12 protein-coding genes and 1 riboswitch are annotated in these 21,993 nt (G+C 42.7%); of the genes, 3 read left to right on the forward strand and 9 right to left on the reverse strand.

Features of this window, described 5'->3' with window-relative positions; all coding sequences use genetic code 11:
- Positions 1 to 4: 4 nt before the first annotated feature.
- The 9 genes from VCM39_RS05870 to VCM39_RS05910 all read right to left on the reverse strand — a co-directional run bounded on the left by VCM39_RS05870 (position 5) and on the right by VCM39_RS05910 (position 16,264).
- Positions 5 to 1,291: a PKD-like domain-containing protein gene (locus VCM39_RS05870; RefSeq protein ID WP_322933306.1), complete on the reverse strand. Its 1,287-nt coding sequence runs from the start codon at positions 1,289 to 1,291 to the stop codon at positions 5 to 7.
- Between the two features lie 56 nt (positions 1,292 to 1,347).
- A complete protein-coding gene (locus tag VCM39_RS05875) occupies positions 1,348 to 2,493 on the reverse strand; it encodes a YncE family protein (RefSeq protein ID WP_221649847.1) in 1,146 nt (381 codons plus the stop codon).
- An 8-nt stretch (positions 2,494 to 2,501) separates the two neighbouring features.
- Positions 2,502 to 4,511, reverse strand: a complete 2,010-nt coding sequence (locus VCM39_RS05880; protein ID WP_322933307.1) for a TonB-dependent receptor — start codon at positions 4,509 to 4,511, stop codon at positions 2,502 to 2,504.
- A gap of 145 nt (positions 4,512 to 4,656) precedes the next feature.
- Positions 4,657 to 4,870, reverse strand: a riboswitch (cobalamin riboswitch).
- A 707-nt stretch (positions 4,871 to 5,577) separates the two neighbouring features.
- Complete coding sequence (locus tag VCM39_RS05885; protein WP_221649845.1) at positions 5,578 to 6,849, reverse strand: TolC family protein; 1,272 nt, start codon at positions 6,847 to 6,849, stop codon at positions 5,578 to 5,580.
- A gap of 89 nt (positions 6,850 to 6,938) precedes the next feature.
- On the reverse strand, positions 6,939 to 9,971 hold the full coding sequence (locus tag VCM39_RS05890; RefSeq protein WP_221649844.1) for an efflux RND transporter permease subunit: 3,033 nt from the start codon (positions 9,969 to 9,971) through the stop codon (positions 6,939 to 6,941).
- Between the two features lie 141 nt (positions 9,972 to 10,112).
- A complete protein-coding gene (locus tag VCM39_RS05895) occupies positions 10,113 to 11,171 on the reverse strand; it encodes an efflux RND transporter periplasmic adaptor subunit (RefSeq protein ID WP_322933308.1) in 1,059 nt (352 codons plus the stop codon).
- Positions 11,172 to 11,299: 128 nt separating this feature from the next.
- Positions 11,300 to 13,606: a family 65 glycosyl hydrolase domain-containing protein gene (locus VCM39_RS05900; protein WP_322933309.1), complete on the reverse strand. Its 2,307-nt coding sequence runs from the start codon at positions 13,604 to 13,606 to the stop codon at positions 11,300 to 11,302.
- A 152-nt stretch (positions 13,607 to 13,758) separates the two neighbouring features.
- Positions 13,759 to 15,072: an SLC45 family MFS transporter gene (locus tag VCM39_RS05905; protein ID WP_221649841.1), complete on the reverse strand. Its 1,314-nt coding sequence runs from the start codon at positions 15,070 to 15,072 to the stop codon at positions 13,759 to 13,761.
- Positions 15,073 to 15,253: 181 nt separating this feature from the next.
- Complete coding sequence (locus tag VCM39_RS05910) at positions 15,254 to 16,264, reverse strand: LacI family DNA-binding transcriptional regulator (protein ID WP_221649840.1); 1,011 nt, start codon at positions 16,262 to 16,264, stop codon at positions 15,254 to 15,256.
- Between the two features lie 386 nt (positions 16,265 to 16,650).
- On the opposite strand from VCM39_RS05910, the gene VCM39_RS05915 reads away from it, so the two are divergent.
- The 3 genes from VCM39_RS05915 (at position 16,651) to susD (ending at position 21,968) form a co-directional block, all read left to right on the forward strand.
- Positions 16,651 to 16,977 carry a cupin domain-containing protein gene (locus VCM39_RS05915; RefSeq protein WP_221649839.1) on the forward strand — a complete coding sequence of 109 codons (327 nt, stop codon included), beginning with the start codon at positions 16,651 to 16,653 and terminating at the stop codon, positions 16,975 to 16,977.
- Positions 16,978 to 17,312: 335 nt separating this feature from the next.
- Entirely contained in the window at positions 17,313 to 20,357 is a 3,045-nt protein-coding gene (locus VCM39_RS05920; RefSeq protein WP_221649838.1) for a SusC/RagA family TonB-linked outer membrane protein, read from the forward strand.
- A 27-nt stretch (positions 20,358 to 20,384) separates the two neighbouring features.
- Positions 20,385 to 21,968 (forward strand): starch-binding outer membrane lipoprotein SusD, encoded by a 1,584-nt coding sequence (gene susD / locus VCM39_RS05925; RefSeq protein WP_321028631.1) that lies wholly within the window; start codon positions 20,385 to 20,387, stop codon positions 21,966 to 21,968.
- The last annotated feature ends 25 nt before the right edge of the window (positions 21,969 to 21,993 follow it).

The raw sequence follows: 21,993 nt of genomic DNA on the forward strand, positions 1-21,993 counted from the left end.
ATGATTAGTTATTTAATAGATGTAAGTCATTAATTCCCATTACTTCGGTAGATGTTTCGCCCAGCCAGCCACAGTATTGGTTGACTCCGGTATAAATCTTCACAAAATCAATACCTGGCAGATGTACCGGATTGCCTTCGGCATCTACAGCCCATTCGATGTTGAAGTTGGAGGTTTCATCTACATTAAGTCCGTTATCGGCATATCCCCATGGATAAGCGTAAAGCACCCAGTACTTACCTTCACCGCTTTCGTCTTTTGCATTATTGGGCAGCAGTGTACCTTTGAAAGAGAGTTCATCTTCTTCCAGCCATTTCGGATAATAATCCTGCCGGTGGTATATGTTTTTAGGCATAAAGCCCTGCGTATTCCGGTTATCTTGCCATGCGATATATTCCGCATCTGTATTCCAGGATTGTTCGTCTTCGGGTGCTTCTACCGGTTCGTGATATTCGTCCGGACGATAATAGGTAATCTGATAATTTTTGAGAGTGGTTTCTTTGGTATATTCACTTCCTGCCAGTTCATACCATTCATCGTCATCGGCAATGCCGTTTTTATTGCGGTCGTATGCCACCATGACAATACCCGGCTCACAGCTTCCGCCTTCTTCCGGTGCTTCCGGGTTAGGGTTAGCATTAGCATGAAAAGCATTACCAAGAATTTTGAGATCATACTGACCCGGTACATTTACAATGGTGTGATCGAAGCCACAGATTACATAACCGCCATAACCGCCCAAAGTAATCATTCCACGGGTATTGTATCCGATGGCTTCGAGTACTTTTTGGTTGATAGCCCTTTGAGTATCTCCTTCTTCGTATTTGGGAAGCTCGTTGACGAACTGTCCCGGTGCCGGCTTATATTCCGGTATGGAAGTGATATAGGGGGAGTAGTTTTTCTCTTCCTGCTTTACGGTGACAGTAAAGTCCAGTGTACTCTTTTTTTGTTCGCTGTTTGTAGCTTGCAATGTGATAGAATACTGTCCCGGATTGAGTGCTATAAATTCCAGTTCTTTTTGAGAAGAGATGACGGAATCTCCTATGCTCCATTGCATTTCGTAGGTTTCTTCTCCTGTCAGAACAGGAGCGATGGAGAGTATTTTACAGCGGGGGATCTGAAGTCCTCCGGCAGGAATTTCGATAACGATCTTGCCATCATCGGAGGGTACTTCGATAGGATCGGTTATTTCGACAGGAGGGTCGGGGGTTTCTGAGCACGCAGCAAACCATAGGCAGCAACCGGAAAAGAGGCTTGCCACCAGATAAGAATGTAATTTGAAGTGGATCATATAAATAGATGTTTAGTAATTGTTGAACTTTTATATCATAGATGATGCTGTGCTTATTATTTATGCACAAACACAAAGTGTGCAGGAATATCACCTGTGGTCACTGACCATTTCTTCTTTCCTTCCGGGGTGAAGCAATAGAGTGTACCCGGAGATACATAGTCTTTGGCATCTGTTACAAAAAACTCTTTCGTCTCCGGATTAACGGCTATACCATAAGGTTTCTTTATTGATTTTTCTGTTCCGTCTGTGATAAAGTTCCGGGTAACAACCTTTCGGGTACGGGTATCGATCAGGGCATAGGTAATCTCCCATTCCTGCTGGCTGACATAGCTGTATTCGGTGCTGTAGAGATAGAGATTATCATCATCAATACATAGCTCGGATGCTGCAATACCCAGCTTCTCTACTACTTTATCTGTACGGCTGTCTATTACATAGAGGTCGGACGGGATGGTGTAATAGTCACCCCGTGAACTTACATAGAGGTAGCCATAACGGTCTGCTTTGAGCCGGTGCAGATTGATGGCAACATCTATTTTGTAAAGCTCGGTGAAAGTATTCAGGTCGATGACCGAAACGGTGCGGTCATAATTAGGAAAGCGGTAACCACCGGAATTGGCTACATAGAGTTTATTGCCTGTAATCACCATCTCTTCCGGCTGATATCCTACAAGGCATTGGCTTACTATTTGGAGAGTGGCTGTGTCTACTTTGGCTACGTATCCCAGGCGGGCATTGGGATCTATCTGTACGGGGCCGGCATAGGAGCTGACATAGGCGTATCCCTCATGAAAGGTTATGTAACGGCAGTTGGGGATATCAATAGTGCCCAGATGGCGGGCATTGTTTTTATCCATTACTTCAATGAAGTGCGAGCAGTTGATAACGGCATACAGTTTATCACCGTAAATCTGAATATCATTGCCTACATCTCCCAACTCCATCACAACAGACGGATTGGTCTCGGCATAGATGTTTTTATGGTAATATCCGGTGGTATAGTCAAAGAAGTCCAGGGTACATTTATTACTTCCCATGTTTCCTTCATTCAGTAGATAGAAACCTGTAATAAATTCCGGATGAGTAGGGGGCTGTACTTGTGTTCCGGTAGAATGTACAAGTACTTCATCGTCGCCTGTGCACGAAAAGATCAGAAGGCAACCGGTGAGTAAGAGGGTAATGAACGATAGCTTTTTCATCTGTTTGTCTATATATGAATAGTAAGAATAAATTTATAATTAGTTCCCGGCATGGGGTAGCTCTTTACTACTTCAAACTGCTGATTGAAGAGGTTATTAACCTCTGCGGTCAGTCGGTAGTTCAGATTCTTTATCTTGAAAGTACGGGATAATGACAGGTCGTTTGTATACCATTCCGGTACATAATTTTCCGGAATATTGGCACGCATGTCATACCGTTCTCCCGTATATATGAAACTGTAGTTGAGATCCCATTCCCGCCAGTTAGCATTTATAATCAGTGAACCGCTGTGCCAAGGGATGTAGGGTATCTGGTCACCGTAATAATCGTCTTTAATGTCGGTAAAGTCTTGTGCTTTCTGGTAAGTGTAAGTGAGCCGGGCATCAATGGATATTTCCTTTGGTAGTTTCCAGTCGCTTTGTATGGCTACGTCTACTCCCCGTATTTCTACCATCCCAAGATTCGTCATCGTCCAGCGGAACTGGTTGGAGGTGGGCATTGCTACAATTTTATTTTCTACTTCGTTGTAATAGGCATCTGTTTGTATCTCAATGTTTTTTAGCCATTTCCCTTTGATGACAGGTGCATAGGTGAATCCCAGGTTATACTGGGTAGTAAATTCCGGCTTCAACTTGATATTGCCGATAAATGTATAGTATAAATCGTTTAGAGTAGGCATACGGAAAATATTCTTGTAGAAACCGCGCAGGTGGAAGTTTACTTTACGAAACGGTTTGTAAGAAGCCGCCAAAGTAGGGGTAATCTGCTTTTTGTTCTCCATAGACATCGTATCTATGCGTACATGATCTACGACGAATGTTCCCAGTACACTGGCTTGCAGCTTGAATTGTTCAAAGTCGAGTGCACTTGCCACCGATACCAGTGTGGTATGGCGGGTGGGATAGGGGAATTTATATAAATCGGCATTCAGTTTGTTCCACTGATAATCCAATGCCATAGATATACTCCAGTGTTTATTGAATGAGTAGAGGTTGGCAGCTGAGAAGTAAACTTCTTGCTGCCGGTAGTGGTTTTCAATATACATCATTGTAGTGTCTTTCTTCGTGTCGGCAAGGTAGTGCAGATAGTCATACGCATACTTTCCGTTTATCAACAGACTGTATTTATCTGAAAAATGTTTTCTGACGGACGACTGCACAAACAAATTCGTATCCCATTGCTGGTCTTCGTGAAACAGTTTGTTACGAACCATTGCTCCGGGGAGTCCTCGTTCTGATTTATAAAAGTAGGCTTTACTTTTCCACTCTCCATTGGTTATTTTGCCATATAGCCCACCTTCTATACGGATAGAATTCACATTTCCATTCTTGCGTACGGCCGTGGTATCATATCCTCCCGTAGTTTTGTAGCGGTATTTATAATGTCCGGTGGTAAACATGTATTCGGTACTGAATGAACTGGAAAGGCGGTCGTTGATATTCTGTTCCCAAAGCATCGACGGATTGACAACACCAAAAGACCCGGTTTTGAAGCTGCCTCGTATATTATAACGTTTGGAATCTTCAAACTTAGGGGTACGGCTTTGCATGTAAATGGAGCCTGATGAACCAAAATCTTTAGCTGATTGGAAGATAGCACTACGCTGTCCGTTGTAGATGGAAACAGCTTCCATATTATCGAGTGAGAACCGTCCGAGGTCAACCTGTCCGTTTTGTGCATTGCCCAATTCGATACCGTCATAGAATACTCCCACATGGTTAGTTCCCATGCTGCGTATATTAACTGTTTTCAATCCACCGATACCGCCGAAGTCTTTAATTTGTATGCCCGAAAAGTAACGTATGGCATCTGCTACGGAATGGACGCTTAGCTTTTCCAGCTGCGCCCCTTCCATAATTTGTACGGGGATAATTTCTTTCGACAACTTTTTGGATGAGGTGACTGTCACCTCATCTATCCAATAAGTATGCAATGTATCTACTTTGTTGCGTTGAGCATATACTAAAGTAGTCAATAACAGAAAAGTGACAGTAATCCACTTCGCCTTATTTCCCATGCGTTAACTAATTTGATAATTATTATTCATTGTTATTATCAAATAGCTGTAAAAAGGTCCAAATATGTATGATGATAGAGAAGTTGTAGCCACTCTTTGTCAAAGAGCTACAACGTTTCCGTCCTCACAGCTTGTCCTCGAAAGCTATTGAGTAAATATGCATGGCAGGTCTTCTGACTCGTTTCCGTAAGTAAACGCCTTCCCAATCGACTTGAAGTCTTTCAGTGGCATGAAGTATGTGTTTACTACGTTTGAATGAAACATACAGCAACGGGACTGTTCAGGATTCTCACCTGATTCCCTTTTAATCATCTTCTCCGAATGCATGGAGAAGATGAACCAATGCGAGGCAAAGTTAGAAATTAATTGGGTAAAAATGAAAGGGAAGGGAGGAAATATTTGTTTGTTCTGAGGGCAGGACTTGAGATATATTTAAAACCGTACAGTAACGAAGATGATGGCCCTGTCTTTTCGATGGCGGAAGTGCCCATAGACGGCATTGTTACCCTTGCCCGGTATTGTACTTTGTCTTTCTCGGAAAGGAACGTTCCTTTCCCCGGTGAGCAGTATTGTTTTACATGTACATGTAAAGCAGCATGAGATGCACATGTCGTGCTGTCCCACATGCACATGTCGTACCGCTTTACATGTACATCTAAAACAACGTTACACACCGAGGCTTTATACGTTACTCTACGAGAGGGGGCTTTGTCAATACCGGAGAAAGAGACTGATGACAATGACAAATACCATTAAGTTCAAAACAGATCGGAAATGAGTAAAACCCACCACAGAGTAACACAGAGTTCCACAGAGTTTAAATCTTTATTGAAACGCGGATTAACACATATAAACACAGATTAAAAGACTGTATTTCTTTATCTTATATTTGTTTCCCTTTGCGAAAATCTGCGTTTCAATAAAGATTTAAACTCTGTGGAACTCCGTGTTACTCTGTGGTGAAATACATTCAAAACCATACAGAAATGAATCGAACTTGCACAGAATTTTTTTATCTGCGTTACAATTAGCCATCACCCGGCGTACTCACCGTGCAGGAAGCATTTTAATAGCTTGTCACCTTCTGGTATTCGGCTACTGCCATTTTAGCGGCAAGGTGTGCATTAATAAGATTTGAGTGTGCCTGCGTCCATGAAAGCTGGGCCGAAAGTACATCTACCATACTCGCTTTCCCTTCATTATAAGAGAAGGTGGCCAGACTGAGATTTTCTTCTGCCAAATCCATTGTTTCTTGTGCAGTAGTCACTTGATGTTCCGTTTCCGTTAGTTTGGTAAGAGCGGCTGAGAGTTCTTCGCTGATATTATCTGTCACATAACTTTGCTGTAACTTCTGGATACCAATATAGGCTTTCTGCTGACGGTTCGTTTTGAAGCGTGCCCCCCAACGGAAAACAGGAATGTTTACGTTTAATCCCAAGATCGGAGTGAAAGCAACATCATAGCCCATGTTGGGAGATGCAGTAGCCCATCCTCCGGATAGAAATAGGTTTACTTGCGGGTTGTACTGACTAAGGGCAGCCTTTCGTTGTGCTTCGCTTTTTTCTATGTTGATTTCCGTACTGGCATAGTCGGCACGGCGTTGCAGTACATCGTCCAGGCTAAGGAGTGTAACCGCTTCGCACGGTATCCCAATTTCATACAGACTGTCTACGGGAGTATTGGGACTTTCTCCCATCAGTATATTCAGTTTTTGTAAAGCCAACGTATAGTTCTGGCGTGCTTTGATGTATTGCAGTTCCGCTTCTTTTTTGCGGGTAGAAATCATCAGCAGATCTGTACGGCTTATCATTCCGTCGTCAAAACGGTCTTGAATAATATTGAATTGTTGCTGCACAATGTCCTCATATTGTTTGGCGGACAGGAGCATGGCATGGGCGGCAGAAGCATTCCAGTATACTGCATCACTTTGATAATGGATCTGATCGAGGGTGAGTTCCGTACTGAGCCGGTCCAGTTTCTCGTCTGCCTGGGCCACCTTGTTTTGGGCTTGCAGGGAACCACCGGCATAGAGAGGCTGAGCAACAACAAACGCCCCCTGATAGGTATAATTACGATATTGTCCGGCAGGACCATCCCAGGCATCCATTTCTTTGAGATTCAATGTACCTTCTCCAGTAATATCTATCTGCGGTAGGAATCCGGTGAAGGCAATTTTGCGTCCTTCGGTACTTGCCATACTTTTCAGTTTCTGTTGTTTTAACACCTGACTGTAGTTCTCTACCCGGTTACGATAGGCTTCGCGGGTGAGTTGTGCCGGTTGTGCCAGGAGGTTCAATCCGGAGCACAACCATGCGAATAGTATTATCTGAGTTTTCATTGTCATTATTTTAATCGTTTTAGCGATGATGATGCACTATGTGCGTCCGGTAACTTTGCGAGTACAAAGTTAATCCTATTTCACCAATCTTATCCTTTAATTTTTAGTATCGTACAATAAGCTACCGGAAGTACAAACAATGTCAGTGCCGATGCTACCAGTAAGCCACCCATAATGGTTGCTGCCATACCGCCAAACATAGCGTCAAACAATAGTGGGAGCATACCCAGAATAGTGGTTCCCGAGGCCATTGCTACCGGAACAATACGGCTAACAGTTGCACTAACTACAGCATCAAGTGGGGTTTTACCCGAACGGGTTTCAATGTCTATCTGATCTACCAGTACAATTGCATTTTTGATATTCATACCAATCAACCCTAACAGACCAAGAACGGCAAAGAAGTCGAACGATTTGCCCAATACGAGTAAACCCAATACAATGCCGATAAAGATGAGCGGCAACATCAGCAGAATAACAATCGGTTTGCGATAGGTTTTAAACAGCAGCAGTAATACGGTAAACATTAAGAAAAATGTCAACGGCATGTTTGCTGCCAGTGCTTCGTTGGATTCTACCTGACTCTCTTGTTCACCAAAATACTTCATGGTATATCCTTCCGGTACTTGTATTTCCTTTTGCACTTGAGACCATACCTGGTTGAAGGCAGTAATGGCATTCACTCCGCGACGTGGATCACACTGTGCCATCATCACCATCTGGCGATTGTAGTCTTTTACATTCGAGAAGCGATATTGGAAATCAAACTCCGATACTACCTGTTCGAGACTGGTGGTTTCTGTGCCTGTACCGAATACGGGTAACGTGCGGAGATCATTGATTTTGAATGAATCCACGGTATTTCCTTTTAGTAAAATAGGGAGTACCTGATCACCTTTGCGGTATTCGCCTAAGGGCATGCCGTTCGTCCCGATCTGGATACTTTGTGCCATTCCCTGGCGGGATACACCGAGTGGTTGGGCACGTTCCTGGCTATATATCGGTTTCCATACCGGAATCTTATTCCCCCAGGAGTTACGTATATTGATCAGATCGGGGTTACGGTGCATTATTTCCAGCGCTTTATTGGTGAGCATTACCAACGTATCGACATTGTTGCCGATAAAACCAATTTCAATGGCGGCATCCACAGGCGGTGATAGTTTGAAGAGGCTGGTGCGGGTGATGGCATTCGGATAGTTTGCCTTCATGTATGCATCGAAATTCTCTTCCTGCTCTTTGGTGTATTTGCTGTCTTTAAGTTCTACCAGTATATTACAGAAGTTAGGTTTGGGTCCTACAGAAGTAGATGCCAGGTAGTAACGCAGCGGGGTACTACCGAAGGTGATGGATACTTTGTCTACTTCCGGTTGTGCCAACAGGTGTGCTTCAACCGTTTTCATCTCTTGGGCTACTTCATTGATACTGTAACCATCGGGGTAGAAGACGTCTGCCCGGTAATAAGGTTTATCAAGAGATGGGAAGAAGTTTTGAGGCATCATTCCCATTATCACTAAGGAGATTACGAAAAGAGCAATTACTGCACTTAGTGTCAATGCTTTTTTTCGTATCAGCACATGCAGGATAGAAGCAAATTTGTGATAGAACGGCTTATCGTACGGATCTTTTGCTCCGTTGGCAGGCTTTGCTTTTAAAATGAAATTACCGAATGTAGTGGTTTGTGTCAGTGCCAATACCCAACTGAGTCCGAGTGATATGGCAAGAACCACAAACAACGGTTTCACGATTTCTGCAACGGCGGAAGGTGCCAGATACAAAGGTAAGAAAGAACAGACGGCGATGAACGTAGCGCCTAATAGCCCCCATTGTGGTCCGGTAGCCCCGTTAATCAGTGCTTTGCGCCGGTCCATACCTCGTGCAATAGCTATTTGGGCATTGTCAGTTACTACAATGGCATTGTCTACCAGCATACCCATGGCTATGATAAATCCTGCTAATGAAGTACGGTTTAGTCCTACTCCCAGGAAAGACATGATAAGCATTGTACCGCCGATAGAAAAGATCAGTGATGAACCGATAAGTAGTCCGGCACGAAGCCCCATTACCAGCATGATGATGACGATAACGATAAGGATAGATTCTACCAGGTTGATAATAAATCCGTTGTTGGCCTCTTTGGCGATCACATTTTCCAGATAGAGTGGCTCCAGTTGCATTCCTACAGGTATGAGTGGCAGGAGTTCGGCAAGCTTGGCATCTACCATTTCGCCTGTTTGTACCACATCACGCTGCGGGTCGGTAGATACACCGATACCGATAGCGCGTTTTCCATTGACGCGCATAATGGTAGAGGCCGGATCCATATATCCACTTTCGATGACGGCAATATCACCCAGTTTTACTTGTCCGGCTTTAGTGGTGATCACCTGATTGCGTATATCGTCGACGGTGGTGTACATTCCGTTTGCTACAACCCGTAGTTGCTGTTCACCGGCACTGATTTCTCCAGTATTGATAATCTGGTTTTGTGATTGCAGTAAGGATGCAAGTTGTTTGGGATCGATACCCATTCCCACCAGTTTGTTTACGGAAATGAAGATATTGACAACTTCCGTTTGTACACCGAACAGAGCAACTTTCATTACTCCATCAGCAGTGACTACCTGCGTTTTGATTCGTTCGGCCCAGTCGCGCATCTCTTCATAGCTGAATCCGTCGTCGGCGGTCAGCCCGTAGTAAATGCCGAATACGTCTCCAAAGTCATCCGATACAGTAGGTACGGATGATCCGCTGGGAAGTTGAGGCTGTATATTGAGTACTTTGCGTCTCAGTTCGTCCCATTTTTGTGGGATGGAAGAGGCGGACAGGGAGGGTTGCAGTTCAAAAGTGATCTTTGAAAGACCATACATAGATTCGGACTTTATCTTATATACTCCGCTCATACTTTGTATTTCGCGTGAGATAGGTTCTGTGATGAGCCGTTCCACTTCTGCAGGTTCAGCTCCCGGATAGCGCGTCATGATGACGGCTGATTTGATGACAAACGGTGCATCTTCTTTCTTTCCCAAATTGCTAAAGGAGAAAATACCTCCAAGTAGCAATACAGCAAGGAAAAAATAGATGACTTTGGTGTTGTCTAATGAATATTTGGCTAAATTCATGAAAGTAGTGTTTAGTAAATTAGTGATTAGTGATTAGTGATTAACGATTAGTGATTAGTGATTAGTGATTAACGATTAGTGAGTGATAAGTGCTGGATGGTTAGTAACACTATAATGCCGCATGGCACTAATCACTAATCACTACTCACTACTCACTACTCTAATCTTCTCTCCCTCTACGAGCTGGTTAACTCCTGCGGTGATTATCTTTTCTCCGGCTTTCAGCCCTTTGGTGATGAATGCCTGTGCATCTCCGGTAGGAGACATGACGCTTACTTCGCGACGGTTTACTTTGTTGTCGTTTACTACCCATACATACATCTGTTTTCCATTGCCTTCACTAAACAGGGCGCTCAGAGGGATTACAGTCATACTTTCTTCCAGGAACGGACCTACATTGGCAGAGAAGCGGATGCTACACGTGAATCCCGGTTTTACGTCGTACAGTGCACGGTTAAATGCCGGATCGTCAATCGTGATTGTCACAGGAATACCTGTTCCGTCAGTTGATATATCCAGATATTCCTCTAATTTAGCATTGAATTTCTGTCCTTTATATGTATCGAATTCTACGCGGAATTTCTGATCGCTGGAACGCAACAGATAGAGGTAAGCATCCGGAATGGTGAATTTGATACGTAGCTTTTTGGTATTTACCAGTTGGACGATACCTTCACCGGCATTGACGCGCTGGTAATTTTCTACCAGTCGTGTTTCGATAGATCCATCGAAAGGAGCGGTCAACTTGGTATCGCGCATATTGTTGGAGGATAATTCGAAAGCTGATTTGGCTCGTTGGTAGTTTGATAAACTGATTTCGTACTCCTGTACGGAGATAGCCTGACGTGCCAGCAAACGTTTGTTACGTTCTACCTGAGCGGCAGCTGTTTCATAAGAAGATTTGTCTGCAGCATATTGCAAGGCGATGTCTCTGGGATCAATGGCAGCTATCAGCTGTCCTTTTTTCACTTTCTCTCCTTCGATGACCGGTAGGTTGATAATCTGTCCGCTCACGCGGAAAGCAAGCTTTACATAGTCTACTGCTTCTACAATTCCCGAAAAATCTTTGTTGATTTCCGATCGTGATTCTACTATTGCTGTCTTTACAGGCCGGATTGTAGTGCCGTTGTCTTCTTGTTTCTGTCCGCATGCAGCCAGAAGAAGGGCCGCAGTCAAAGCGATTACATAGTTTTTTTTCATACTCCCTTGGTTGGTTAAAGTCGTTTAAACAGGGGAGCGTGAGTAGTGATTAGTGAGTAAGTGATGAGTGATTAGTACCATGCGGTATGTAGCGCAGCTATTAATCACTGATCACTAATCGTTAACCACTACTCACTAATCACTTTCACATCTCCTCTGGTGACATGATAAACAACTTTATGGATAAGGATGTTCAGTTCATCCCCTTCTATCATCGAGATTTTTATTTCCTCTTTTCCTATCTCTATCTGTAGAGTACATTGGCGGAAGTGGATTTTGAAGGTGTATTTATTCCATTTTTCAGGGATGACAGGATTGAAGCAGAGCATGTCGTCTTTTATTTGCATTCCTGCGAATCCGTGGACGATGGCAAGCCAGCTACCTGCCATACTTGTGATATGTAACCCCTGGTCCAGTTCATTGTTATAATCGTCCAGATCTAACCGGGTGGCATGGAGAAAAAGGTTATATGCTTTCGTTATATCGCCTATCCGGGAGGCGAGGATGGAATGTACATAAGGAGAGAGTGAAGACTCGTGTACCGTTCGTGGTTCGTAGAACCGAAAATTACGTCGCACGGTTTCATCATCGAAGTTGGAATAATAAAGGTAAAGCCCCAATAGTACATCGCTTTGTTTGATGTAGCACGAACGCAGAATACGGTCCCACGACCAATGTTGATTAATGGGAAGTTCTTCTGTAGGGATGTCGTCTATTGTTTTCAGTTCCTTGTCCAGATAACCGTCGTTTTGCACAAATATTCCCAGTTCCCGGTCTTCGGGGAGGTACATGTTATCTATAATTTTTTGCCAGAGAGTCGTTTCCGGATATTGGAAACCGGTAACTCTGCGGATGCGTGCATATTCTTCCGGATATTGATGGGCTACTAATTCTATGGTTTCAATAGTGGCTTTTAGTGTTTGTACACAAGAGTAATTGGTATACCAGTTATTGTCTACATTATTTTCATATTCGTTGGGCCCTGTTACTCCCAGTATCACATATTTCTGTTTAGGTTGTGAGAAAGAGACGCGCTGGCCCCAGAAGCGCGAGATGGCTATCATCATCTCCAACCCATATCGGGCTATGAAATCAGTATGTCCCGTCATCGTTACATATTGCACTATTTCGTGCACGATGATATTATTGCGATGTATCTCTTCAAAGGTGATCTCCCATTCGTTATGGCACTCATCTCCATTGAATGTCACCATAGGATAGAGGGCTGCTCCGTCTTTAAAGCCTAATTTCCGGGCATTGTCAATAGCTTTCGGCAGTTGATTATAGCGATAGAGCAGCAGATTCTTGGCAGTCTCTTTCGGACTGGACAGTAAGAAGAACGGTACGCAGCAAAGTTCTGTGTTCCATTGGGTGTTGCCTCCGTATTTCTCCCCTGTAAATCCTTTCGGACCGATGTTGAGACGCGGATCGTCTCCACGATAGCTTTGGCTGAGCTGGAAAATATTGAACCGGATGCCTTGCTGTGCTTCCGGATCGCCTTCAATGGTGACATCGGTCTCGTCCCAGATATGCTGCCATACATTCTGGTGGTCCTGCAGGAGTTTTTCCCATCCCTGTGCCTTGGCTTCTTTACTCTCTGCCACAGCATGTTCTACAAGTTCCTGCCGGTCATAGTAGAGTGAGGAGAGGATAGTGGTATATTTGATAAGTGTAATTCGTTCACCCGGTTTGACGTCGGCACCGGCACTGAATCCGGTGAGTTTCTCTTTCTCTATTTTGATAGGACTGATGTTTAGCTCTTTACTGTTTTTGAAAAACTGATAAGTCATAGCGCAACACACTTGTGAGTCCTCTCGTTTGGTTTGTGTCCATAGATAAGCATATTCATTGGTGGTTTCGGCACGCAGTATATTCCACATCTTTTCGTTGAAGTTGGAGTTTTCGTGTTTCACATCTCCGTTAATGTAAGGGACAACGGAGATTTTACCTTCGTAATTGACAGAGGTTACGCTGTATTTAATGAGACACAGGTTCTGATGGGCCATGCTGTTGATATGTTCCACATGTATTTTCAGCGTGTTCCCTTTGGGGGAAGTGACTTCAAAGTCGCGATAAGATATGCCCTTTTTCATGTCCAGCCGTCGTTCAAAGCTATCCACATCCCATTGGGCCAGGTCTACTTCTTCATCAATGAGGCGCAGATGGATACCACTCCAGTTGGGAGCATTCGGTATACGTGAAAAGAAGTGGGGATATCCGTTTTTCCACCAACCGACGCGTGTACGGTCCAGAAAACTGATACCTGCCACATAGGAGCCTTGCAGACTGTCACTGCTATAAGTTTCTTCAAAATTGCCCCGTTGCCCTAACCGTCCGTTGCCCAGGCTGAATATACTTTCTGATGCCCGCAGGTTATCTGCATGAAAACCTTCTTCTATAATGTTCCACTCGTCTGTCTTGAGGAATTTTTTCATAGCTGTCTTCTTTATCATGTGTTTAATTGCGCAGAAAGATAGTGAAAATAGTTGAAAGTTGAAAGTTGAGAGTTGAAAGTTAGCTGCGCTACCACGCTGTATAGCAACTTTTAACTTTCAACTCTTAACTTTCAACTACAACAGAGATGTTTTCAGCTTTTTGTTGAAAATGTCTCTGTTATGAAGTGTACACAAACAGCACCTATAATTAATAGAACACCTGCCAATACAAGCATGTTGACCTGCTGGCCACCTACCAGATGAAGCAATCCGCCGCCAATGATGGCAGCAACAATCTGCGGTACACAGATTGTCCCATTGAATAATCCTAAGTATGCACCCATGTTCTTGCCCGATATTGAGTTGGTCAGGATAGTAAAAGGCATTGCCAGCATAGCTGCCCATGCGCAACCTATCAATAGATAGGAGATGAATAACAGATACTGGTTATCGAAGAACAAAGTAGAGATAAAGCCGATCCCACCTAACACAAGGCTCATTGAGTAAGCCAGTTTCCGGGCTTTGAACATAGGGAGGATAACTGCCCATATAACTGAGCCAATGGCTTGTACGGCAAAGAGTACACCCACCCAGTTGCCTGCTTCCTGATATCCTGAAGCCTGCACGTCTGTTGTATTCCATACGGTTTCTGCGATGGCTCCGTTGGTATAAGTCCACATATACATAAATGCTGCCCAGCAGAAAAACTGTACCAGGCCAACTGTCCAAAACACTTTAGGGGCATGTTTCAGCAGATAGAAGAAATTTGTTTTTTCTTTCTTTTCGGCAGCGGTGATGCCATGGAACTCTTCAAACTCTTTGGGCGGCATTTCTTTTACCTTCAAAGTAGTGTAAATCACACAAAGGATGAGAATGGCTGCTCCAATATAGAAAGAATAGATTACAGAATCGGGGACGGTTCCTTTATCGGCAATGTTACTGATACCTATCCAGGTGAAAATAAACGGGAACAGGTAACCTACCAGACTTCCGGCATTGCAGAGGAAACTTTGGATGGAGTAGGCAAGCCCCTTTTGTTTTTCGTTCACCATGTCACCCACAAGCATCTTGAAAGGCTGCATAGCCATGTTGATAGATGTGTCGAGAAACATGAGTGACACAAGTCCGAATATCATAGCTGTACTGACTACCATCCCAAAACTTCCGGCATTGGGCAATAGGCACATAACCAATACAGCAACCAGTGAACCAACAAACAGATAGGGAATACGTCGTCCGAATCGTGTCCATGTTTTGTCACTGGCCGAACCAATGATGGGCTGTACAATAATTCCTGCCAATGGCGGTAATATCCAGAAATAACTCAAACTATGCGGATCGGCACCCAATGTGGCAAAGATACGGCTGATGTTGGCACTTTGCAGTGCATAGGCTATTTGTACGCCGAAAAAGCCAAAGCTGATATTCCACAGCTTCCAAAAACTCAGATCAGGTTTTACTTTCATGGTAATTAATAATGTGCCAATATGCCAATGTGGTAATATACCAATTGGGCGGCACTCTTTTTTTAATTGGTTAATTATTTAGTTTCATTCTTTTTCCATTCTCTTTCTATTAGCGCATTGCCACATTATTAAATTGCCGCATTCTTTAATTGGCATATTGGCACATTCTTTAATTGGCATATTATTTCGTTGTTCCTCTTACTACCAGGTTGGTTCTTACAATTTTGTTTGCACTTTTAGCGTTAGGGTTCTCTTCTATTTTATCGATCAGGATATGTATGGCACTTTTTCCTACTTCCTCACCGTGCTGTTCTACCGTTGTTAGTTTAGGATCGGTACTTTGTGCAATTGCTCCGTCGGTAAATCCACAGATGGATACTTCATCCGGTACTTTCAGTCCCACCAGTTTGCAGGAGTATAGAATGCCCGAAGCTGTTTCGTCGTTAATGGCGAAAAAACCATCCGGGCGGTCTTCTCTTTCCAGTATATCGGGGGTAATGGCAATGGCTTGTTCGCGGGTATCACAAAGTTTTATCATGCTTTCGTCCACAGGTATCTTATACTTTTTCATGGCATCCAGATAACCGTTTCTCCGGTTTTTTGAAATTTCGAGGTGTGGTGCAGCACTATAAAAAAAGATGCGTTTGCAGCCTGTTTGTATCATATACTCCACAGCAGAAAACGAACCTGCGTAATCATCCACTACCACCCGTTCGGTATTAATACCCGTACAGATCCGGTCATAAAAAACGATTGGAATATTATTATCGAGTAATTCCTGGTAATGATCATATTGAGAAGTATCTTTGGCGAGTGATGCGATAACACCACAAACCCGGGCTGCCAGAAAGGAGTGGACAATCTTTACCTCTTGTTCATATTTCTCATTGCTTTGTGCTACAAGTATGTTGTATCCTGCCTGAGATGCTGTTTCCTCGATGCCACTCAATACACATGAAAAGAAATGATGCACCAGTTGCGGAATAATTACACCAATGGTATTGGAGCGGCTGGTCCGTAAGTTCAGTGCCAATGCATTTGGTTTATAATTATGCTCGCGTGCATACGCATGTACAGCGTTTCGGGTTTCCTGGCTGATGTCCGGATTATCCTTCAGTGCCCTTGAGACAGTGGAAGGGGATACTCCCAATTCACGGGCTATGTCTTTGATGGTAATTTGCGGTTTGCTCATAGATTTCTATTAGTTTCAGCCAAAGGTACTTATCTTTGTCTTTATATGCAAAAATAGGAGAATTGGAAGGAAGAATTTTAAAGAATCTTCCGTTTCTGTATCAGAATTAAGTGCAAACGTTTGCATACTCTGCCGGATTGAAGATATAAACTTTATATGAAATAGAGTATGTGCTTTTGTTGTTTTAGGTGCCCCGGACTTTCTTAATTGTAAAAGTACGTATTTAGCTATTACTTAAAATGCATATTAACAGTGCGTTAAAATGCATAGTTTGACCTTATAAAATACGTATTTTAATAATGTAGATTTACTAATGTTTTCTAAGAACAATCCTGTTTTCATAATCGTTTTATATTCATGGCATTAATAAATAAATAAAATTGAATATGGAACAATCATTTAAAAAAGGAGTTGTGCTCAATCTGGCTTCATTGGTAGAATATTCTGAAGGAGGAGTTATTAGTAAGCAGCTAATAAAAAGTCCGGCTGGAAATGTTACATTGTTTTCTTTTGATAAAGGAGAAGGACTCAGTGAACACCGTGCCCCGTTCGATGCTATCGTACAGGTGCTGGAAGGTGTGGTAAATATTGTATTAGATGGAAAAGCATTTACCTTGAAAGCAGGAGAAAGCATTGTGTTTCCGGCTAATGCTCCGCATGCTTTAACTGCTGTAGAAAAGTTTAAAATGTTGCTGACTATGATAAAGGGATAAATAGCCTTTGTGGCATGTAGGCAAAAAGACTTGTATATTATGTATAATGTAATATATCTTTGTTTTCCTTAAATTGAATACTTATGAATAAGTACGACACAAAGATTTCTGATAAAAAGCACTTTTATACGCGTACCTTACTATATGTCTCTTTCTGGCTTTGCAATGCAAACGATTGCGTAGTTGCAAGCAGCGTTTTTCATATTTTCTCATTCTTTTGATTAACAATAAGTCTATTTTTGTTTCGTCGCAAGAAGGAACTTAGCGTTACGTTCCTGTTTCGATTAAGAGAATATCATATTAATTTATATTGTTAACTTTAACTTATTAAATGCATGAAGCAAGTTAATCTTAGAATCTATCAAATGATTCTGCCCTTGTTACTTGGGCTATTCTTGTCATTAGGCGCTTATGCACAGCAGGTCTCTGTAAGGGGGCATGTAAAAGATGCAACAGGTGAACCTGTCATCGGTGCAAATGTGTTAGTAAAAGGAACTACTATTGGTGCTATCACCGATTTGGATGGTAACTTCGTATTGAATGCTCCTCAAAATTCTACTATTGTAGTCTCTTTTATCGGTTATAAAACGGTAGAGGTGAAAGCTGCCCCCTCAGTAATTGTTACTCTTGAAGATGATTCGCAGGTGTTGGACGCAGTTGTAGTAATTGGCTATGGTACGGTGAAAAAGAATGATGCTACCGGTTCGGTAACAGCTATCAAGCCGGATAAGATCAGCAAAGGTATGACTACGAATGCACAAGACATGATGACTGGTAAGATTGCTGGTGTTAGTGTTATTTCTAATGGTGGTACACCGGGTGGTGGAGCCACAATTCGTGTGCGTGGTGGCTCTTCTTTGAATGCCAGCAATGACCCGCTGGTTGTTATCGATGGATTGGCGATGGATAATGATGGTGTAAAAGGACTTTCCAATCCTTTGTCAATGGTGAATCCGAATGATATCGAGACTTTTACTGTCTTGAAAGATGCTTCGGCTACAGCTATTTATGGTTCCCGTGCATCCAATGGTGTGATTATCATTACAACTAAAAAAGGGGCTGCCGGTTCTGCTCCTAAAGTATCTTATGATGGTAATGTTTCTTTTGGTATCAAACGCAATACGCTTGATGTTATGACCGGAGATGAGTTCCGTGCATACCTTTCAGATGTATATGGTGGAGTGGACAAGATTCCTGAACCGGGTCTGGGTACAGCAAACACCGACTGGCAGGATCAGATTTACCGTACTGCTATCAGTCATGATCATAATGTTACTGTTTCCGGTGGTTTGAAACACATGCCTTATCGTGTATCATTAGGTTATACGAATCAGGAAGGTATCGTGAAAACTTCTAATTTTGAGCGTTTTACTGCCAGTGTCAATGTGGCTCCTTCTTTCTTCAATGATTATTTGAAGTTTAATGTAAATGCCAAAGCAATGGTGGCTAAGAACCGTTATGCCGATGGTGGGGCTATCGGTGCTGCTGTATCTATGGATCCTACCCGCCCGGTATATGGGGATGGTGATATGTTTGATACTTTTGGTGGTTTCTGGCAAGCTATTCCGAAGATGGAAGAGGGCAAACTGCCTTATGGTGATCCTAATTGGTTGTATACCAAGAATGCAAATGCCACTCAGAACCCGCTGGCACTTCTTGAACTGAAAGATGATCGTTCCAAAAGTAAGAGCTTCGTAGGAAATCTGGAAGCTGATTATAAATTCCACTTCTTTCCTGATATGCGCATTCATGCCAATGTGGGAGCTGATTATTCAGAAGGTCTTCAGACAACTCTTATTTCTCCGTATTCTTATTCCAACCATTACTTCGGATGGGACGGAAATGAGCATAGTTATAAATACAATCTGTCCGGTAACCTCTATTTACAGTATTCCAAAACATTGGAGAATCATTTCATTGATGTAATGATAGGTACCGAAGAGCAACATTTTCATCGTACAGGTTATTCAGTGGGACAAGGTACACGCCGTGACAATGGAGAGGCTTACAACCCCACACTTCGTAAGAACAGTGCATTTGGTTATCACAGCACCTTGGTTTCTTTCTTCGGACGTTTGAACTATACATTGCTGGATCGTTACTTGTTTACTGCTACTTTCCGTCGCGATGGTACTTCCCGTTTCCGCGAACACTGGAGCAATTTCCCTTCAGTAGCTTTGGCATGGAAAATGAAGGAAGAGAACTTCCTGAAGAACGTAGATGTGTTGTCCGACTTAAAACTTCGTTTAGGTTGGGGTATTACGGGTCAGCAAGACTTGGGAGATAATCTGGACTTCCCGTTCATGCCGCTTTATACAGCAAGTGGTAATGGTGCTTATTATCCATTGGGCGATATTTATTATACAACTTCACGTCCTAAGGAATATAATAAGGATTTGAAATGGGAAGAAACAACCACTTACAATGCCGGTTTGGATTATGCTTTCCTGAACGGACGTATTTCGGGTTCGATTGATTATTACTATCGTGAAACTAAAGACTTGATTAATACTGTAAAGATTGCTGCCGGAACGAACTTCAACTCACGTTTGATAAGTAACATCGGTTCTTTGAAAAACTCCGGTCTTGAGTTCACAATTAATACGAAACCGATTGTAACAAGAGACTTTACCTGGGATCTGGGTTATAATATCACCTGGAACAAAAATGAAATTACGAAACTGACCGGTGGTGATGATCCTGACTATTTCGTAGCAGCCGGTGGTATATCCAAAGGTACAGGTGCCAATATCCAGGCACAGAAGGTAGGTTACGCGATTAACTCATTCTATGTATACCAACAAGTTTATGATCAAGACGGTAAGCCTATTGAAAATACATTTGTTGACCGCAATGGCGATGGTATCATCAATGCTTCTGATAAATACATCTATAAGAAACCCGCTGCTGATGTGTTGATGGGCTTAACTTCAAAGATGACCTGGAAACAGTGGGACTTCAGTTTTGCACTCCGTGCAAGTTTGAATAACTATGTATATAATGATGTATTGGCTGCAAATGCCAGTATGGGTACTATCTTCTCTAACGGTGCTTTTGGCAATCGTCCGACTGCTGCTGTAGAATTAGGTTTCAACGGTGATGGTGATTATTATTATTCTGATTATTTTGTACAGAATGCTTCTTTCCTGCGTTGTGACAATATCTCTTTGGGATACTCTTTTGATCACTTATTCAGAACTCAGGCATATAAAGGTATAAATGGACGTATTTATGCAACTGTTCAGAATCCGTTCGTGATTACAAAATATGATGGACTTGATCCGGAAATTGGTACTGACAGTAATAAGAACATAGGGCTTGATAATAATATCTACCCACGTCCTACTACTTTCCTGATCGGACTGAGCCTTCAATTTTAATTAATAACCCGAATAATTGATTATATTATGAAATTTAAATATTTAAAATCATTGATTCCTGCAGCACTCTCCTTATCATTGACATTTGGTATGGTGTCTTGTGTAAGTGATTTGGATATAAGTCCGATTGACCCGCAGGTGAGTGGTACTTTTTCTCAGGATGAGGTCTTTACTAAACTATATGCTGCACTTGTGCTGACAGGTCAGCAAGGTCCTTCCGATAAACCGGATATCGCTTCTGATGACGAAGGAAATACAGCTTTTTATCGTGTGATGTTCACTGTTAATGAATATGCTACTGATGAAATGATCTGGACCTGGATGGACGCAGGTATTCCCGAGTTGATCTTTATGAGATGGAATTCTTCTCATGGAACTATTGAGATGCTGTACAACCGTTTGGCTTATAATATCACTCTTTGTAACTTCTTCCTGGATCAGGTGGAAGGCCAGACAGACGAAGTAACAGTGAAACAACGCGCCGAAGCACGTTTCCTCCGTGCATTATACTACTATTACTATATGGATTTGTTCGGCAAAGCGCCGTTTAAAGAACATTTCTCCGAAGAGTTGCCGGTAGAAAAGAATCGTGCCGATCTGTTTGCTTATATAGAAAGTGAATTGAATGCTATCGAAAATGATATGTACGATCCGGGTAAGGCACCTTATGGCCGTGCCGATAAAGCTGCCAACTGGTTACTGCGTGCTCGTATGAACCTGAATGCAGAAGTTTATACTGGTACTGCACAATGGGCGGAAGCTGCCAAGTATGCTGGTAAGACCATTGATTCCGGATATGATTTGTGTGACAATTACAAAGAACTGTTCATGGCTGATAACGGTGAAAATACAGAAGCACGTAAAGAAATCATTTTCCCACTTCGTCAGGATGGTATCCGTACAAAATCTTATGGTGGTTCTTTCTTCCTGGTTGCTGCTACTCGTATTGCCGGTATGCCGTCATGGGGAACTAATGCCTCCTGGTCATGTATCCGCGCTCGTAAATCTTTAGTAGGTAAATTCTTTAAAGATCCCGAAAGAGCTCCTTTGACTGAGAGTACAGATGAACTTATTGCAGCTGCCAAAGACAACCGTGCTTTGTTCTATTCGGGCGAAGGTGGTGGAAAACGTCAGGTAACGCTGGAAACTGTTACAAAATTTACAGATGGATTCTCGGTAGTAAAATGGACCGGACTTACTTCTGGTGGTCAGAATAGTAGTGACCCGGATGTACCCGATACAGATATTCCACTTTTCCGTCTGGCTGAGGCTTATCTGATTCGCGCTGAAGCTAATCTTCGTCTTGGAACCGTTCCGATGAGTACTATTACGGGAGACTTGAATGAACTTCGTCGCCGTGCCGGTGCAACCGAATTCGATACAGTGACATTGGATGATATTCTTGACGAAAGAGCCCGTGAGTTATATTTCGAAGGCTTCCGTCGTACAGACCTGATCCGTTACAATTATTATACAACCAACCGCTATTTGTGGGACTGGAAAGGTGGCGAAGCTGAAGGTACTTCGGTAAGTTCTATTTATAATGTGTATCCGATTCCGGCAGCAGATATCATTGCTAACCCGAATATGCATCAGAACACAGGTTATTAATCGTTCCATTCATCATTTAAAATGT

This window comes from Bacteroides mucinivorans (genome assembly GCF_034654355.2).
GTDB lineage: Bacteria > Bacteroidota > Bacteroidia > Bacteroidales > Bacteroidaceae > Bacteroides > Bacteroides nordii.

What these genes read in the sequence shown, in the direction of transcription:
- VCM39_RS05870 (WP_322933306.1), bottom strand. Translation starts at nt 1,291, where the DNA reads ATGATCCACTTCAAATTACATTCTTATCTGGTGGCAAGCCTCTTTTCC.
- VCM39_RS05875 (WP_221649847.1), bottom strand. Translation starts at nt 2,493, where the DNA reads ATGAAAAAGCTATCGTTCATTACCCTCTTACTCACCGGTTGCCTTCTG.
- VCM39_RS05880 (WP_322933307.1), bottom strand. Translation starts at nt 4,511, where the DNA reads ATGGGAAATAAGGCGAAGTGGATTACTGTCACTTTTCTGTTATTGACT.
- VCM39_RS05885 (WP_221649845.1), bottom strand. Translation starts at nt 6,849, where the DNA reads ATGAAAACTCAGATAATACTATTCGCATGGTTGTGCTCCGGATTGAAC.
- VCM39_RS05890 (WP_221649844.1), bottom strand. Translation starts at nt 9,971, where the DNA reads ATGAATTTAGCCAAATATTCATTAGACAACACCAAAGTCATCTATTTT.
- VCM39_RS05895 (WP_322933308.1), bottom strand. Translation starts at nt 11,171, where the DNA reads ATGAAAAAAAACTATGTAATCGCTTTGACTGCGGCCCTTCTTCTGGCT.
- VCM39_RS05900 (WP_322933309.1), bottom strand. Translation starts at nt 13,606, where the DNA reads ATGAAAAAATTCCTCAAGACAGACGAGTGGAACATTATAGAAGAAGGT.
- VCM39_RS05905 (WP_221649841.1), bottom strand. Translation starts at nt 15,072, where the DNA reads ATGAAAGTAAAACCTGATCTGAGTTTTTGGAAGCTGTGGAATATCAGC.
- VCM39_RS05910 (WP_221649840.1), bottom strand. Translation starts at nt 16,264, where the DNA reads ATGAGCAAACCGCAAATTACCATCAAAGACATAGCCCGTGAATTGGGA.
- VCM39_RS05915 (WP_221649839.1), top strand. Translation starts at nt 16,651, where the DNA reads ATGGAACAATCATTTAAAAAAGGAGTTGTGCTCAATCTGGCTTCATTG.
- VCM39_RS05920 (WP_221649838.1), top strand. Translation starts at nt 17,313, where the DNA reads ATGAAGCAAGTTAATCTTAGAATCTATCAAATGATTCTGCCCTTGTTA.
- susD (WP_321028631.1), top strand. Translation starts at nt 20,385, where the DNA reads ATGAAATTTAAATATTTAAAATCATTGATTCCTGCAGCACTCTCCTTA.